This is a genomic window from Pseudoalteromonas sp. ND6B (assembly GCF_000764215.1).
In the GTDB taxonomy this organism is placed as follows: Bacteria; Pseudomonadota; Gammaproteobacteria; order Enterobacterales; family Alteromonadaceae; genus Pseudoalteromonas; species Pseudoalteromonas tetraodonis.
This window is the reverse complement of the sequence record NZ_JQFL01000040.1, coordinates 17,000-33,161: the sequence shown is the minus strand read 5'-3', so window position 1 is coordinate 33,161 and position 16,162 is coordinate 17,000. Positions and strand designations below refer to the sequence as shown.

The following is a 16,162-nucleotide window of genomic DNA, read 5'->3' as shown; positions in this document are numbered from 1 at the left end:
GATGGGGATTTAATTCTCAGCCGATCCAATAACCTGTCGATATAATACCCACCTCAAACAATTTGCTGCCATTAAAAGCTGTAAAAGTAATGAACAGTATTAGGGTCTGTTGACCTTTCAAGGTTAAATTTGCAGCAGTCTGTTTGGTATTTAGGCAAGGCAGAGCCTATGTGGTGTATTCCCCATAAATAGGCGATAACGCAGCATCAATGCCAAACAGACGCTGCCCTTCGGGTTCTGCCTAGGGACGATTTACTCTTTGTTGCTCGGTTTTTACTTAGTCCACTAGGTTACAAACCTCGCGCCGAGATTAAATCGTCCCTAGTTTGAACAAATTGTAATCCGCAAAGGTCAACAGACCCTAAGCTTTTCTTATCGTTTTTGCTTATTAACTTAATTATTTTGTGCACAGGCATCTTTTTTCATCACCGTTCCTTGGCGTTAATACTTATTCAAAGTAAGCCATATGCGCAGGCCATAGTTGATAAAATTAAAAATAATTCACTCGTAAACAGTGCTAGCTTACTCAAAAGTGAGCCTATTTTTACGCAGTCGAGTGAGATGTCAACTTTTAGTATGTTGATTTTAAAGTGCTTTATATTTAATGACTTTGTTCATAGCAGTCACTGTTTTTGCTTAGGTGGCCAAACAAAGTTTACCTATAGGTAAGGTAGATAAAACGTCAGTAGATGCATAATATGAAAGCAAATACTGGTAACTATTAAATAATATATGCATTAATTTAAACCACTGTAAAAAACTATTAATTAATTTGCTTGTAAAAGGTAAATATCAGCAAGTTAATAAAGAATAAAATACGGCCATGAATAATTATTCATTATTTGTATGGTTTACGTTTACGTAAACTGCCCATTGTGGGGGAGGTTTTATTTACAAGCTCTTAAAAGTAACACCGGTGTCATTAAAGTTTTCGATCCAATATCTACTCAAATGTTAATATTTAGCATTATTTTATGATTTTTAATGAAGTTGAAATATATTCAATATAATGAATATATATTCAGAAAAATATTGACTCAGGTTAGGAATAACGCTAATTTTGATCGTCTGTTAGCAAATCGTCGAGCCGTTCATCCACGTTAACAGTGCAGCAAGGGGAGGGGTCCATGTTATATGACTCAAAACTAGAAAAAGATAATTGTGGCTTTGGCTTAATAGCCCAAGTTAATAACCAAGCGAGTCACCGACTCATCCGTACGGCGATCACCGGTTTAGATCGCATGCAGCACCGCGGCGGTATATCTGCTGATGGTAAAACGGGTGATGGTTGTGGCTTGTTACTTCAAAAACCAGACAGCTTCTTTCGTGCTATTGCTGCTGAAAATAATTGGCATTTAGGTAAAAATTACGCCGTTGGGATGATTTTCCTCAATGCTGATCCGGTATTAGCACAAGCAGCTAAAGATGTTTTAAGCGAAGAACTAGAAAAAGAAACGCTTAATATTTTAGGTTGGCGTGTTGTCCCTACCGATCCATCAATGTTAGGACCTATAGCCCTAAAGCAATTGCCTGGGTTTGAACAAATTTTTATTAGTGCGCCAGAAGGTTGGCGTTCTAAAGATTTAGAGCGACGTTTATATGTTGCACGTCGTCGTGCAGAAAAGCGCTTGATGGATGATGAATCATTTTATATTGCGAGCTTATCTGGGCTAGTCACCATCTATAAAGGCTTAATGATGCCTGCTGACTTGCCAAATTTTTATCTCGATCTTGCTGATATTCGCATGACCAGTGCTATTTGTGTTTTTCATCAACGCTTCTCTACAAACACACAGCCTCGCTGGCCTTTAGCGCAACCATTTCGTTATTTAGCGCACAATGGTGAAATTAATACTATTGAAGGTAACCGTCAGTGGGCCCGTGCACGCTCTTATAAATTTGCTTCGCCGCTTATTCCTGATTTACAAAGCGCAGCGCCGTTTGTTAATGAAACAGGGTCTGACTCATCTAGCCTCGATAATATGCTAGAGCTGTTTTTAGCTGGTGGTATGGATTTATTCCGTGCGATGCGCATGCTAGTGCCGCCAGCATGGCAAAAAAACCGTGCTATGGATGACGACTTACGTGCATTCTATGATTTTAATTCGATGCATATGGAACCGTGGGACGGCCCTGCAGGGATTGTTATGTCGGATGGGCGTTTTGCTGCCTGTAACTTAGACCGTAATGGCCTGCGTCCAGCGCGTTATATCATTACTCAAGATGGCTTTATTACTTTAGCCTCTGAAGTGGGGATATGGGATTACACCGCTGATGAGGTGGTAGAAAAAGGACGTGTTGGCCCGGGCGAACTCCTCGTTATTGATACTAAATTGGGTAAAATTTGGCATTCAGATGAAATTGACCAAGATTTAAAATCACGCCACCCTTATAAGTCGTGGTTAGAAGAAAACGTTAAACGATTAACGCCTTTTGAAGCACTTACCGAGCAAGATGCGGGCAATCGCTCATTTGATGATGAAACCCTTGTCAAATACCAAAAGATGTTTGGCTATACTAACGAAGAGCTAGACAGCGTCATTCGTGTCATGGGTGAAAATGGGCAAGAAGCCACTGGCTCAATGGGTGACGATACGCCGTTTGCCGTACTGAGTGAAGGGCACCGTTCACTTTATGATTATTTCCGTCAAAAGTTTGCTCAGGTTACTAATCCGCCGATTGATCCGTTACGTGAAAACCATGTAATGTCGCTTGCAACGTGTATTGGCAGTGAGCAAAACGTATTTAATGAAACAACAGGGCACGCTAAACGCCTGCAATTTGATACGCCTATTTTAATGTATGCTGATATGCAGCAGCTACTTAACGCCGATGAAGCGCATTACAGCTATTGTAAGATTGATATTACTTACACCGTAGAAGAAGGCCTTGAGAATGCGGTTAAGCGCATCTGTGATGAAGCACAAGCAAAAGCCGCATCTGGCTGTATTATGCTGGTATTAACGGATCGTAACTTTGATGACAATCAATTACCTATTCCTGCTGCTATGGCGGTGGGTGCGGTACAAAAACGCTTGGTAGATAATAAATTACGCTGTGAGTCAAATATTATTATTGAAACTGGCAGCGTTCGCGATGCGCATCAATTTGCGGTACTACTTGGATTTGGTGCAACCGCAATTTACCCGTATTTAGCGTACGAGTCACTTGTGGCTATGAGCGATACCAAGGTAATTAATAAGTCATACTGTGAAGTTACACTGGCTTATCGTCAAGCAATTAATAAAGGCTTGTACAAAATCATGTCTAAAATGGGCATTAGTACCGTGGCTTCATATCGTTGTTCGATGTTGTTTGAAGCGGTTGGCTTATCGGACGCGATTGTTGAGATGTGTTTTAAGGGCGTTGCAAGTCGCATAAAAGGGGCGTGTTTTAGCGACTTTGATGACGATCAGCAAAGCTTGCATAAACTGGCGTTTAGTAAACGTAAATTATTAAGCCATGGTGGTTTATTTAAGTACGTACACGGCGGCGAGTACCATGCTTACAACCCTGATGTGATTCAAACGTTACAAAAAGCAGTACGTAGCGGCGAGTACAGTGATTACAGCGAATACGCAAAGCTAGTTAATCACCGTCCAGTCGCGACTCTGCGCGATATGTTGGCTTTAAAACTGCCAGAAAAGGGGATAAGCATTGATGAGGTAGAGCCTGCCACTGAGCTTTATAAACGGTTTGACTCAGCCGCCATGAGTATTGGTGCATTATCGCCAGAAGCCCATGAAGCACTCGCAATTGCCATGAATCGTTTAGGTGGTTGCTCAAATTCTGGTGAAGGTGGCGAAGATAAGCTGCGTTACGGTACAGAAAAAAATTCACGTATTAAACAAGTAGCTTCGGGTCGATTTGGTGTCACCCCACATTACTTACGTAGCGCTGATGTTATTCAAATAAAAGTGGCACAAGGCGCTAAACCTGGGGAAGGCGGACAATTACCGGGTGAAAAAGTAACGCCCTATATTGCCAAGCTTCGTTACTCGGTACCGGGTGTGACACTTATTTCACCTCCGCCGCATCACGATATTTATTCTATCGAAGATTTAGCCCAGCTTATTTTTGACTTAAAACAAGTAAACCCGAATGCATTGATTTCAGTAAAACTGGTATCTGAACCGGGTGTTGGCACAATTGCAACCGGTGTAGCAAAAGCTTATGCCGACTTAATTACCATTTCAGGCTATGACGGCGGAACGGGTGCAAGTCCATTAACCTCCGTTAAATACGCTGGCAGCCCATGGGAGTTGGGACTTGCTGAAACACAGCAAGCATTGGTAGAAAATGGCCTTCGCCATCGTATTCGCCTGCAAACAGATGGTGGTTTAAAAACCGGCCTTGATATCATCAAAGCGGCCATTTTAGGCGCCGAAAGTTTTGGCTTTGGCACAGGGCCTATGGTGGCATTAGGCTGTAAATACTTACGAATCTGTCACTTAAATAACTGTGCGACAGGTGTGGCAACACAAGACGAAACATTACGTCAAAAGCATTATCATGGTCTGCCAGAAATGGCGATGAACTACTTTAAGTTTATTGCTCAAGAAGCGCGTGAAATTATGGCAAGTTTAGGGGTTGCAAACCTAACCGATTTAATTGGTCGCTTAGACTTACTCGAAGCCATTGAAGGCAAAACAGCGAAGCAGCAAAAAATAGATTTATCAGCGGTTATCGCTCAGCCAAATAACCCAACAGGTGAAACTTTATTTTGCAGTGCACCAAATAGCTCGCATTATTTAGGTGAGTTAAATGAGAGCTTACTAGGCAAGGCACAAGAGGCAATAGATAACTCAAGCGGCATTTCATTAGTAAGTCGTATTTGTAATACCGACAGATCAGTAGGTGCCATGCTTTCTGGGTATATTGCTGATAAACACGGTAATCAAGGCATGGCCGCAGATCCGGTGGTTATTGAATTACATGGTACAGCTGGTCAGTCATTCGGTGTATGGAATGCTGGTGGCCTTGAAATGACTTTGGTTGGCGATGCTAACGATTACGTTGGTAAAGGCATGGCCGGCGGTAAGCTAGTTATTCGCCCACCATTGGGTTCGTCATTTGAAAGTCATAAAGCAACAATTATTGGTAATACCTGTTTATATGGTGCAACCGGCGGTAAATTGTTTGCAGCAGGGTGTGCAGGCGAGCGTTTTGCTGTACGTAACTCAGGCGTGCAAGCCGTTGTTGAGGGCGTAGGTGATAACGGTTGTGAATACATGACCGGTGGCGTTGTGTGTGTACTTGGTAATGTAGGAGTGAACTTTGGTGCAGGTATGACCGGTGGTTTCGCTTACATTTTAGATGAACGAGGTGATTTTGAGAAACGCATTAACCCAGAGTTGGTTGAAGTGGTTACTTTAGATGACTTAAGTTCACATCAAGAGCATTTACGCGGCTTAATTGCTGATCATTTAGAGCTAACAGGCTCATGCAGAGCAGAAACTATTTTAGCTAACTTTGAACTTTATCTACCGATGTTCAAATTAGTAAAACCTAAATCAAGTGACGTAAAAAGTTTACTCGGGCACCGCGCTCGCAGTAGTGCCGAACTACGTGTTCAGGCGCAATAAGGGGGCAGTATGAGCGAAAATGTATATCAATTTATAGACGTGCAGCGTGTAGACCCACGCAAGAAACCAATTTCGTCGCGTAAAAAATCGTTCGTAGAAATTTATGAACCCTTTTCAGAAAACCAAGTTAATTCACAGGCAGATCGCTGCCTTGATTGTGGTAACCCTTATTGTGAGTGGAAATGTCCAGTACATAATTATATTCCACAATGGTTAAAACTGATCCGTACAGGGCGTATTTTAGAGGCCGCTGAGCTATCGCACCGTACTAACAGTTTGCCAGAAGTGTGTGGACGAGTATGCCCGCAAGACCGCTTATGCGAAGGCTCATGTACATTAGATGAAGAGTTTGGTGCAGTAACAATCGGTAATATTGAAAAATACATCACCGACACCGCGTTTAAAATGGGCTGGAAACCAGACATGTCCTATGTGACATGGACTGATAAAAAAGTTGCCATTATTGGCGCAGGGCCTGCGGGCCTGGGCTGTGCAGATATCTTAGTGCGTAATGGCGTAAAGCCTGTGGTATTTGACCGTCACCCTGAAATTGGTGGGCTGTTAACCTTTGGTATTCCTTCTTTTAAATTAGAAAAAGAAGTCATGCAAAAACGTCGCGAAATATTTACCGAAATGGGTGTTGAATTCAAGCTTAATGTCGAAGTAGGTAAAGACATTAGCATGGATGAAATACTTAATGAGTATGACGCTGTATTTTTGGGCGTGGGGACTTATCAGAGTATGCGAGCGGGGCTTGAGAACGAAGATGCACCGGGAGTACATGATGCCCTGCCATTTTTAATTGGTAACACTAATCGTGTTATGGGTTACGATGAGTCTAAACAAGCTTGCATTGATATGGCAAACCAAAAAGTAGTGGTACTAGGTGGTGGTGATACAGCAATGGACTGTGTGCGTACCTCTATTCGTCATAACGCGTTAAAAGTAACGTGTGCTTATCGTCGTGATGAAGAGAACATGCCTGGTTCAAAACGCGAAGTAAAAAATGCCAAAGAAGAGGGCGTCATTTTTACTTATAACGTTCAGCCTAAAGGGATTGTGCTTGATGACAAAGGTGCTGTAGCCGGTGTTAAAATGGTAAAAACTCAGCTTGGCGAGGCAGATGAAAACGGCCGCCGTCGCGCTGAGGAAGTACCGGGTTCAGAGCATATTATTGAAGCCACACAAGTGATTATGGCATTTGGTTTTAAGCCACATAAAATGGATTGGCTAGAGCAGTACGACGTAGAAATTAACCACTGGGGTGGTATTAATGCACCCGAGCAAGGTGAATTTACACATCAAACCACTAATCCTAAAATATTTGCTGGTGGCGATATTGTTCGTGGTTCAGACTTAGTGGTCACCGCTATATTTGAGGGGCGTAACGCTGCAGAAGGCATTTTGGATTATTTAAAAGTGTAAATAATGCTTTTGTTAGAATGGAGTCAAAAGCAAACCTTCGGGTTTGCTTTTTTTATTTCCTCAGTTTTACAAACAAAGGTAAATATTTATGGTTCCATAGTCGGTGTTTAAGGTCTACAAAAAGGGACGTAGGTTTTGACCTAGCTATTTACAATTATAAGATTTTACAAATAAAAAAGCCCGCAATACATAGATTGTGGGCTTTTTTAAACGCGCTGTTAGTTAATCCATCGAGAAGTGATCTAGGCTCGGTTTCACTCTGGCTTGTCGGCGTTTCACACTTTTATAGCAAATAACGTTACAAACAAGCTGTAGGCCAATAACTAACCAACTTAGTGTTATTAAGCCACTAATAGATGTGCTGCTAAAAACTAACATAACAGCAATAACAATATGTACAATTAAGGCCACATTTAAAAAACGATATAAGCTCTGCTTAAATTGTGTGTGTTTAAACTTACTAAAAACAGCCAAAAGTATACTGACTATCAGTAGCAGCCAGTTAATTGCTAAGCCAAAATAAATGACCGTCGTTTGCATCAATGTATCCTCACCGTATCAAGGTAACGCACTATAAAGCGATTCACTTTATCCGTGCGCTTTTATAAGCTCTTTTGCATTTGCTTTAGCTGTTTTGCTAATGTTATCACCACCCAGTAATCGAGCAATCTCATTTACTCGACCATCTTTATTCAATGCCAGCATATGCGTAAATGTTTCACCGTCTGCAATTTCTTTGGCAACAAAAAACTGCTGATGAGCGCTACTGGCCACTTGCGGTAAATGGGTTACACAAATTACTTGCGTAGACTTACCTAGTTGGCGCAGTAGTTTACCAACAGCAGCAGCTGTTGGGCCAGAAATACCAACATCCACTTCATCAAATATAAGCGTAGGGGTCGTGACTTTTTGCGCAATAATAACCTGAATAGCCAAACTAATGCGTGATAGCTCACCACCCGAGGCTACTTTTGCTAAAGGTTGCAATGGTTGCCCTGGGTTTGTTGATACTAAAAACGAAACATTATCAAAGCCTAAGCTATTTGGAGCGCGATCGTTTTGTGCAGTCAATGCTATTTCAAATACGCCATTTTCCATAGATAGATTAGCCATGCTTTCGCTGATCAATCCATTTAATGTATTCGCATATTGGTGGCGACTTGCACTTAATTGTTCACTGGCGTTTTGATAATCCTCAAGGGCATGTTCAATTTCACCTTCAAGTTGCTCAAGACGTGAGCTGTTATTACTTATCGACTCAAGCTCTTGTGCAATAGTTTGATGAAATCCAACGAGCTCTTGGGGTTTTATATGGTGTTTTCTAGCTAAGTCCATTGCACCACTGAGTCTGTTTTCTACTTCAGTTAATCGCTGAGGATCCAAGTCGGCTTGTTCAGTGTAATTACGTACTTCTCGGCTTGCTTCTTCAACTTGAACAGCGGCTTCTGATAATAATGTTGCCACACTGGCTAAGCTTTCATCATACTGTGCAAGTTCAGAAAATTGTTGGGCACTGTGCTGTAAAATGGAACACGCATTTTGTTCATCATTTTCATATAAATGCTGCAACTCGCGCTGGCAGACTTGCAATATAGTTTGGCTATTGCTGAGTTTATAATGTTCGGCTTCTATTTGCTCAAATTCATCTGCCTGCAATGCAAATTCATCAAGCTCTGCGACTTGATACTCCAATAGTTGCTTTTGTGCGGCTTGTTGCTGCTGCTGTTGTTCTAGCTGTTTAAATTCTTTTTGTAAGTCAGCAAATTGTTTATAACGCTGGCTTACAGCATTAACAAGATTATGATGGCCTGCATATGCATCGAGTAATTGTAGCTGATGCTCTGCCTTTAATAGGTGCTGGTGCGCATGTTGACCATGAATAGAAATTAAATATTGGCCTAACTCTTTTAGTTGTGCGGCGGTAACAGGGCTACCATTAATATAGCTTTTACTACGGCCATTTTTGCAAACAACTCGACGAAGCAAACATTCGTTATCGTCATTATTAAGCATGTTCTCTTCTAAAAAAGCATGAGCGTATGGCAAGTTGGTTAAATCAAATTGCGCACTTACCTCGGCTTTATCAGTGCCTGGGCGCACAGCAGACGCTTCTGCTCGCTCTCCAAGACACAATGATAATGCATCAATGGCGATTGATTTACCTGCTCCCGTTTCACCGGTGATAGCGGTCATACCCGAATGCCATTCTGTGCTTAAATTACTTACGATTGCAAAATTTTTAATTTCTAAACCAATTAACATACTGTTCATCCATCCAGTGAATTAACTGTTAATTTATACAGTGTTTTGGTTTTTTGCAAATTAAATTTCTATATTTTAAGCAAGGCTGGACTCAATTAATGTTTTTTTTTCTTCATCAATAGGGAGGTTTTCATCGTTAAGGTCAATACTATCAACTGGTTGCGCTATGTCTTCAGTTTTTAACTTTAAAATTAGCGTAGGAAGGACTTCTTGATAAAAGTTTTTATTATATAAAATACCTTGAGCTGGTAACTCTGCTATGAAATATTGAGTGGTATCGGAAAAAGCTTGGCTGTTATTATTTTTATAGGTTTTTATTAGTTCTTCGTTAAGTATATTAATAAGTAAATCGCATAGCGATTCTAGCTTATTTAAATTTTCATCAGTGTGTGGCTGTACTACAAAAAAATTACTGACAACGGCTTGAATTCGAGGAAGGTGTTTAGCACTAATGACTTTTGCATCAAGTAACTCGTTAAGTTTTATTTTTAAACGTGATTGAGTACTTGCAACGCGCTCGTTAAACAGCTTTTTCTTTGCTTCAATAGTCTTTTTACGATTACTTTCAATGAGTAAGTAACTGCCAAGTAAAGTAATTAACAATAATAAAGCAAGAAATACTACATAAGTCATTGCTACAATTTCCTGATGGTGATGATTAATAATCTAGCCCGATATTTTGCTCTAAAGTTGCATGTTTGGCAATAACTGAGAGATTGTTTATCTTTTGGGGTGAAACATGCGCACTCAAAGAGACTCAGCCTTACCTACCTGTTTAGAGGCAAGGGATATGAGCATGCGCAGTAGTTTTAATCGCTTTTTACTTTGCCCACTCGATTAACTATCTCTTGCTGTGATTACATCGCCCCTCAATTAAACAACTCTCAGTCCTAAAAGCTCAACCGTTTTTAGTATAAACGGCTACCCCAGTTTAACTTCTTACGAAGCACATTATAATAAGAGTAATTTTTTGGGTGAATTAATCGTAATTTTCTATCTGCTTTGCGAATAACGACCTCATCACCGGGTAATACGGCAAGTACAACATGGCTGTCGCAACTTACCTGTAAGCTATCGGTATTTTCTAAACTAAGCTTTAAACGTACTTCGTTATCGGCATCTACCACTAAAGGGCGGCTTGATAAAGTATGCGGGAACATAGGAACCAATGACATGGCGTTGAGTTCTGGAGTTAAAATAGGGCCGCCGCCCGATAAAGAGTAGGCTGTTGAACCTGTTGGAGTCGATACAATTAATCCATCAGAGCGTTGTGAGAATACAAAATCATCGTTAATAAATGCTTCAAACTCAATCATGTGTGCTACTTTATCAGCATGAAGCACCGCTTCGTTTACTGCCGAATTAGCGCTTTTAAGTTCGTTATGACGGTACACTTCTACTTCTAATAAAAAACGTTTTTCTTCAATGTAATCACCACTGAGTACTTGTTCTAAACTGCCTTCAAATCCTTCTGGATTTAAATCGGTTAAAAAGCCTAAATTGCCTCTGTTTACACCGATTACCGCAATATCAAAACGAGCGAGTACTCTTGCAGCGCCAAGCATATTGCCATCACCACCAACCACAATGGCTAAGTCGGCGCGCGCTCCCAAGTCAACGAGTTTTACGAGCTTGTCCTCAGGTACATCACTAAGTTGACCTCCCGTGCGTTTTTCAACAATCACCTCAAAGCCTAAAGCTAATAAAAACGTATGTAATCGTTGTAACGTAGCGGCTGCATTAGGATGATTTGGCTTACCAATCAAGCCAATAGTGTTAAAGGGAGAGTCCATAATAAATACACTGAAAGTTTCGGTATTGGTAGAGTAACCTAAAACAGAAGTGTTTGAAAACACAGATCTTAGGGTCTGTTGTCCTTTCAATGCGAAACAGACACTGACTGAAGGGTTCTGCCTAAGGACGATTAACTTTTTGTTATTCGGTTTTCACTTAGGCCACTAGGTTATAAACCTCGTATCGCGATTAAATCGCCCCTAGTTTGAACAAATTTTAATCCGCAAAAATAACAGACCTTAATAATGACTAATTAATTTAATTAATTCACTGTAAAATTTAGATTTATAAAATTTCTTATACTTGAAATAATAATACCTAGCCCCGATATAACAGTCATGCGTAAAGATGTAGATAACATGAAACTAAATCCTCGAGACCAGCAAATTTTTGCCGCTGTTATGAGCCTGTACTGTAATGGTGATGGGTTACCTGTGCCTTCAACAAAAATTGCAAAACAAAAAGGTATGGCGGTATGTTCGGCCACTGTTCGCAACGCGATGGCACGCCTTGAAAAAATAGGCTTATTGTATTCACCACATACATCTGCAGGACGAGTCCCCACCAATGATGGCTTTGACTATTGGTTTGATGAGTTTTTTACTTTGGGTGCTATTGCTAATTACTGGCAGCCTGAGCAGGCTGAGTTAGTCGAATTGGCCCATGGTTTGAGTCAACGTTACCAAGTATGTTGTTGTGTGGGGCTACCTCAAGTTAGAACTCAACAGGTATTTAGAGTAGAAGTGCTAGACTTTGACGCTAATAACTGGCTTATCTTACTTTTAGACAGAGCAGGGCAAAGCCATAATATTTGCATTAACAAGCCTGATGATCCTAGTGACGGCCAACGCTACGAGTTTGCCACTTGGCTTAACACTGTATTTAGCCAGCAAACGCTCATTGAAGGGCTATACAGAATGCAGGCAATGGCAAATACGGCACCGCGTAATTGTCATGACTCTTTAACTCAATGGACGCGTGAGTTAAGCCAAAAATTAGGCTCAGATAACAGTATCGTGGTGGGCGAAAACTACCTTTATAAAAAAATAGATTGTGAGCAAAGTCTTAATATTGGTGTTTCATTTTTAAATTTTGTGGAAGATAAGCTCGCATTTAAAAATGGGGTCTCTATTCTTAGTGCTGAAAACTTACCTTTTAGCACCTGTGATGATCTCATTGTGATCACTGTGCCGTACTTTCAAAATCAGGAATATCAAAGTCGTTTTTGTGTTATTTGTCCGAAATCAGCGCAATTAGAGAAAATAATCCAAGAATTTAAATTATTAGAGCCATCGGGCTCTTGAATCTTTTTATTCAATCCCCATAATTACCGCAGTTGTAAAGAATTGGAGCGTATATTTTATGTCTGAGCAGACACAAAACCCAGAGCAAGAAGTAGAATTGAACGAAGAAGTGGCGCAAATGGAAGCCGACGTTGAGGCTGCAGTAGAAGCAGCTGAACAACACGCCGAGCAAGAGCAAAGGCCTGAAGCAGAAATTGCAATGTTATATGCTGAGTTAGAAGCGGCAAAACAAACTATTGCAGATCAGAAAGATAGCGTCGTTCGCGCTGCTGCTGACGTTGACAATATGCGTCGTCGTGCTGCACAAGATGTTGAGAAAGCGCACAAATTTGCACTTGAAAAATTTGCTAACGAATTACTTCCTGTTATAGACAACTTAGAGCGTGCTATTGAGTTCTCTGATAAAGAAAATGAAACGCTTAAGCCTTTGTTAGAAGGTATTGATATGACAGTAAAAAGCTTTAACGATGCAGTGGCTAAATTTGGCGTTGAAATTGTAAACCCACAAGGTGAGCAGTTTAACCCAGATTTTCATCAAGCAATGTCGATTCAGCCAAGTAATGATGTGACGCCTAATACTGTGTTAGCAGTAATGCAAAAAGGTTACACATTAAACGGTCGTTTATTACGTCCTGCAATGGTTATGGTATCTAAAGCAGCTGATGCTTAATTAAGTATACAATTAAAAAATGCCTCATTATGAGGCATTTTTTTTGTCTTTAAAATAATGAACTAACTGCACTAGGATAGTGAGTACAACTGCGCTGAACATTAAACTTGAAAATGGAACTGCACTTTGTGCATGCATTACCGCTAATATAGGGCCTACTAATGCGCCACTACCAAAACGTAGGGTGCCAATAACCGCCGTTGCAGTCCCTGTATTTTGCTCAAATTTCATCAAAATCAATGAATCTGCGTTACTTGCTATTATACCTAGGCTCATCATCAACGGAGCAATAGCCGCAACAATAAAGTAAAGTGACAAGTTTAATACGCTAAAGCTAAGTAATGCTGCGCCAGAGATAAAGCCACACATTAAGCCATAATAAAGCATTTTGCGTGAGCCAATACGTGGCACTACGCGAGTATTTAAAAAATTACCAAACATCAACGCCATTACATTAAAAGCGAATAACAGGCCAAACAATTGTTCTGATACTTTAAATAGGTCGAGGTAAATATAAGGGACGGACGTTAAAAAGCAAAAAAAGCCAAACGACACAAACATCGAGCTTAAAATATCGGCGCGGGCGTGCGTATTACTTAATACCACTTTATAACTTGAGAAGAATAATGCTAATCCTTTTCGATCATTTTTAAATATTGGAATATCGATTAAATAACGTTGCACAAAGAGTAAAATAACAAAGCTATAGGTCGCTAAAACAATAAAAATAGTCGACCATACCGAAAAGCCTAAAATAACCGAGCCGATAGAGGGGGCAAGTAAAGGCGCTATCATCATAATCATAGACACGTAAGACATACCTTTAGCAGTATTTTTTTGATATATATGCCTAATGATCCCAGGGACGACAACCGTAGCGGCCGCGCCTGTAAATGCCTGTACAGCTCTTAACAGCCAAAAAGTATGCACTTCAGTGGTAAATGCTAACGCCAGTGAACTTAAGCCAAATAAACTGAGACCTATCCGTGCCAGTTTACGCCTGCCAATTTGATCCGCTATAGGGCCAAAAAATAACATGCCCAATGCATAACCCGCTAAGTATATACTCAACGATATTTGAACATTTGGCATGCTGGTATTGAGATCATTGGCAATCACCAGCATCGCCGGTAAATACATATCAATGGCTAAAGGCGTGATCGCGACAATACTGGCTAATAAAGGCAATAAAATACGGGTATTAAAAGAAGAAGCCGAAGCACTCATTTAAAAACTCAAAACAACGAATATAGGCCCAGCATTATAGCAGGGCAATAGCCTTGGATAAACTTAGTTTGCCTGCTAACTTAATTGTTTCATTGCAAAAAGCAAAGATTTTAAACTAACACCGCGTTTGGTATTCTATACTTAGTAACAAACTTTTTTAGGGTAACACAATGAAAAAATTGGTTTTGGTAGTTCTAGCCAGTGCAGTATTAGCAGGTTGTAAAACATCACCAACTGGGCGCACGCAAATTGCGCTATACTCAGATCAACAAATGACTCAAATGGGCACTGCCAGTTTTGCAGAGATGAAAAAAACGCAGCCGGTAAATAAAGATCCAAAAGTAAACAGTTACGTCAATTGCATTGCTGAAAAAGTAGTGGCCGTGCTTCCTACAGAATATGCATCTCAAAATTGGGAAGTGGTGGTATTTGAAGATGAATCTGCAAACGCCTTTGCATTGCCTGGCGGTTATATTGGTGTACATACGGGGCTCTTAAAAATAGCCACAAATCAAGATCAGGTTGCCACTGTTTTAGGCCATGAAGTTGGACACGTGATTGCTGAGCATTCAAATGAACGGGTCTCACAAAGTTCTATTTTACAAACGGGTATGCAGCTGGGCAATGCGGCGCTTGAAATGGGTAACGTGCAATACCGTAATGAAATTATGCAAGGCCTTGGTTTAGGCGCTCAATATGGTGTGGTTTTACCCTTTAGTCGCTCACATGAGTCAGAGGCAGATACAATTGGTTTAGATCTTATGGCGCAAGCAGGGTTTAACCCTAAAGAGTCTGTAACGCTTTGGCAAAATATGAGCCAAGCGGGCAGTGGGGCTACGCCAGAGTTTTTATCAACTCACCCAGCACCAACGAGCCGTATTGCAAATTTACAATCGCAAATGAGTAAAGCGCTTAGCGAGCAAAAAACAGCTAAAGCACAAGGTAAAAATCCGCAGTGTAAGTTGTGATCAGCCATAAAAAACCTGTCTAATGACAGGTTTTATTTTTTATAATTAAAACATTCAATTATATATTAGAAAGTCCACTCTAAATGAACTTGCGGCACGGATTCGCTAACATCAGTACCAAATTTATTGTGCCAGTATTGCCATTCCATACCTAACAGTAAGGTATTTTCTTTCATTTCTAGCGCATGTCCCATATCCCATACAATAATAGGTTGGGCTAAAAACCAAGCACGCACATCGTTACCAAACTCATCTTTTCGTTCAGCAATGTACTCTGCATGTCCTTTTACGTTAAACTTTTGCGAGCCAATCATGAACGGGTAATCAAAGGCTACATCAAACATCCAGCTGTTAGTTTCAATGGGTGCACCGCCTTTTGCAACGCCTTCGCTATCATCAATGTATGCACTGATAAGGGTTGAAAAGAAATTAAAACCAGGCACATCCCAGCTTAATTTTACGCCTGGTAAATATTTAACTACTTTGGCATCGCCAGCAGCATTAATACCCATGGTTAGACCAACATCAACGAGCGCCCCTGACGCTACTTTTTCGTCCATTACCGCAGATAAGCTAAGGGTAGAGTAACCTTCAAAGTAAAAGTCTTGATCTTGAAAGCCATCATCGTTGCTGTCGGTACTGTAATCAATAAAGAAAAAGTTATCGCCATAATCATGCCCAGAAGCATGTTCAATTGAGTACACCGTGGTATTAGATTTTTGTTCAGTAAATGGGTTTTTGTGGTTGCCGTTGTTAATATGAAGCGCCGTATTGCTCCAATTAGCAGCGGTAGCTGTTGAACTTAAGGCACACGCACTTAGTGCAACGAGAGGAAGTAAGTTTTTAATTTTCATAACCATATTTTATGTGACACGCTGAATGTCACATTATAGCAAACACGGTTAATTTGTTAATTATTTATTGTGA

The 16,162-nt window shown here is 40.5% G+C and carries 11 protein-coding genes; 5 read left to right on the top strand and 6 right to left on the bottom strand.

Features of this window, described 5'->3' with window-relative positions; all coding sequences use genetic code 11:
- Nucleotides 1-1,127 precede the first annotated feature (1,127 nt).
- Together gltB and ND6B_RS08525 are read left to right on the top strand one after the other, a co-directional pair.
- Nucleotides 1,128-5,585 (top strand): glutamate synthase large subunit, encoded by a 4,458-nt coding sequence (gltB, locus tag ND6B_RS08520; RefSeq protein WP_033103615.1) that lies wholly within the window; start codon nucleotides 1,128-1,130, stop codon nucleotides 5,583-5,585.
- Nucleotides 5,586-5,594: 9 nt separating this feature from the next.
- On the top strand, nucleotides 5,595-7,010 hold the full coding sequence (locus tag ND6B_RS08525; protein ID WP_033103614.1) for an FAD-dependent oxidoreductase: 1,416 nt from the start codon (nucleotides 5,595-5,597) through the stop codon (nucleotides 7,008-7,010).
- A gap of 222 nt (nucleotides 7,011-7,232) precedes the next feature.
- On the opposite strand, the gene ND6B_RS08530 is transcribed toward ND6B_RS08525, so the two are convergent.
- The 4 genes from ND6B_RS08530 to nadK form a co-directional block, all read right to left on the bottom strand.
- Entirely contained in the window at nucleotides 7,233-7,550 is a 318-nt protein-coding gene (locus tag ND6B_RS08530; protein WP_033103613.1) for a hypothetical protein, read from the bottom strand.
- Between the two features lie 48 nt (nucleotides 7,551-7,598).
- Complete coding sequence (gene recN / locus ND6B_RS08535) at nucleotides 7,599-9,272, bottom strand: DNA repair protein RecN (RefSeq protein WP_033103631.1); 1,674 nt, start codon at nucleotides 9,270-9,272, stop codon at nucleotides 7,599-7,601.
- Nucleotides 9,273-9,347: 75 nt separating this feature from the next.
- Complete coding sequence (locus ND6B_RS08540) at nucleotides 9,348-9,905, bottom strand: hypothetical protein (RefSeq protein ID WP_013465168.1); 558 nt, start codon at nucleotides 9,903-9,905, stop codon at nucleotides 9,348-9,350.
- A gap of 275 nt (nucleotides 9,906-10,180) precedes the next feature.
- Nucleotides 10,181-11,065 carry an NAD(+) kinase gene (gene nadK, locus ND6B_RS08545; protein ID WP_024602951.1) on the bottom strand — a complete coding sequence of 295 codons (885 nt, stop codon included), beginning with the start codon at nucleotides 11,063-11,065 and terminating at the stop codon, nucleotides 10,181-10,183.
- A 339-nt stretch (nucleotides 11,066-11,404) separates the two neighbouring features.
- On the opposite strand from nadK, the gene ND6B_RS08550 reads away from it, so the two are divergent.
- Nucleotides 11,405-12,370, top strand: coding sequence for an HrcA family transcriptional regulator (locus ND6B_RS08550; protein ID WP_016900402.1), 966 nt, complete (start codon nucleotides 11,405-11,407; stop codon nucleotides 12,368-12,370).
- 58 nt (nucleotides 12,371-12,428) lie between these two features.
- Nucleotides 12,429-13,040 carry a nucleotide exchange factor GrpE gene (grpE, locus tag ND6B_RS08555; protein ID WP_033103612.1) on the top strand — a complete coding sequence of 204 codons (612 nt, stop codon included), beginning with the start codon at nucleotides 12,429-12,431 and terminating at the stop codon, nucleotides 13,038-13,040.
- A gap of 27 nt (nucleotides 13,041-13,067) precedes the next feature.
- Here the strand turns inward: grpE and ND6B_RS08560 are convergent, their stop codons facing one another.
- A complete protein-coding gene (locus ND6B_RS08560; protein ID WP_033103611.1) occupies nucleotides 13,068-14,267 on the bottom strand; it encodes a Bcr/CflA family efflux MFS transporter in 1,200 nt (399 codons plus the stop codon).
- 170 nt (nucleotides 14,268-14,437) lie between these two features.
- Here ND6B_RS08560 and ND6B_RS08565 point away from each other — a divergent pair, with 170 nt between their 5' ends.
- A complete protein-coding gene (locus ND6B_RS08565) occupies nucleotides 14,438-15,235 on the top strand; it encodes a M48 family metallopeptidase (protein ID WP_033103610.1) in 798 nt (265 codons plus the stop codon).
- Nucleotides 15,236-15,300: 65 nt separating this feature from the next.
- Here ND6B_RS08565 and ND6B_RS08570 read toward each other — a convergent pair whose 3' ends face one another.
- Nucleotides 15,301-16,089 (bottom strand): nucleoside-binding outer membrane protein, encoded by a 789-nt coding sequence (locus ND6B_RS08570; protein WP_024602952.1) that lies wholly within the window; start codon nucleotides 16,087-16,089, stop codon nucleotides 15,301-15,303.
- Nucleotides 16,090-16,162 lie beyond the last annotated feature (73 nt).

Bases quoted from the DNA above. Each gene is read 5' to 3' on its own strand.
- gltB (WP_033103615.1), top strand. From the start codon at position 1,128: ATGTTATATGACTCAAAACTAGAAAAAGATAATTGTGGCTTTGGCTTA.
- ND6B_RS08525 (WP_033103614.1), top strand. From the start codon at position 5,595: ATGAGCGAAAATGTATATCAATTTATAGACGTGCAGCGTGTAGACCCA.
- ND6B_RS08530 (WP_033103613.1), bottom strand. From the start codon at position 7,550: ATGCAAACGACGGTCATTTATTTTGGCTTAGCAATTAACTGGCTGCTA.
- recN (WP_033103631.1), bottom strand. From the start codon at position 9,272: ATGTTAATTGGTTTAGAAATTAAAAATTTTGCAATCGTAAGTAATTTA.
- ND6B_RS08540 (WP_013465168.1), bottom strand. From the start codon at position 9,905: ATGACTTATGTAGTATTTCTTGCTTTATTATTGTTAATTACTTTACTT.
- nadK (WP_024602951.1), bottom strand. From the start codon at position 11,065: ATGGACTCTCCCTTTAACACTATTGGCTTGATTGGTAAGCCAAATCAT.
- ND6B_RS08550 (WP_016900402.1), top strand. From the start codon at position 11,405: ATGCGTAAAGATGTAGATAACATGAAACTAAATCCTCGAGACCAGCAA.
- grpE (WP_033103612.1), top strand. From the start codon at position 12,429: ATGTCTGAGCAGACACAAAACCCAGAGCAAGAAGTAGAATTGAACGAA.
- ND6B_RS08560 (WP_033103611.1), bottom strand. From the start codon at position 14,267: ATGAGTGCTTCGGCTTCTTCTTTTAATACCCGTATTTTATTGCCTTTA.
- ND6B_RS08565 (WP_033103610.1), top strand. From the start codon at position 14,438: ATGAAAAAATTGGTTTTGGTAGTTCTAGCCAGTGCAGTATTAGCAGGT.
- ND6B_RS08570 (WP_024602952.1), bottom strand. From the start codon at position 16,089: ATGAAAATTAAAAACTTACTTCCTCTCGTTGCACTAAGTGCGTGTGCC.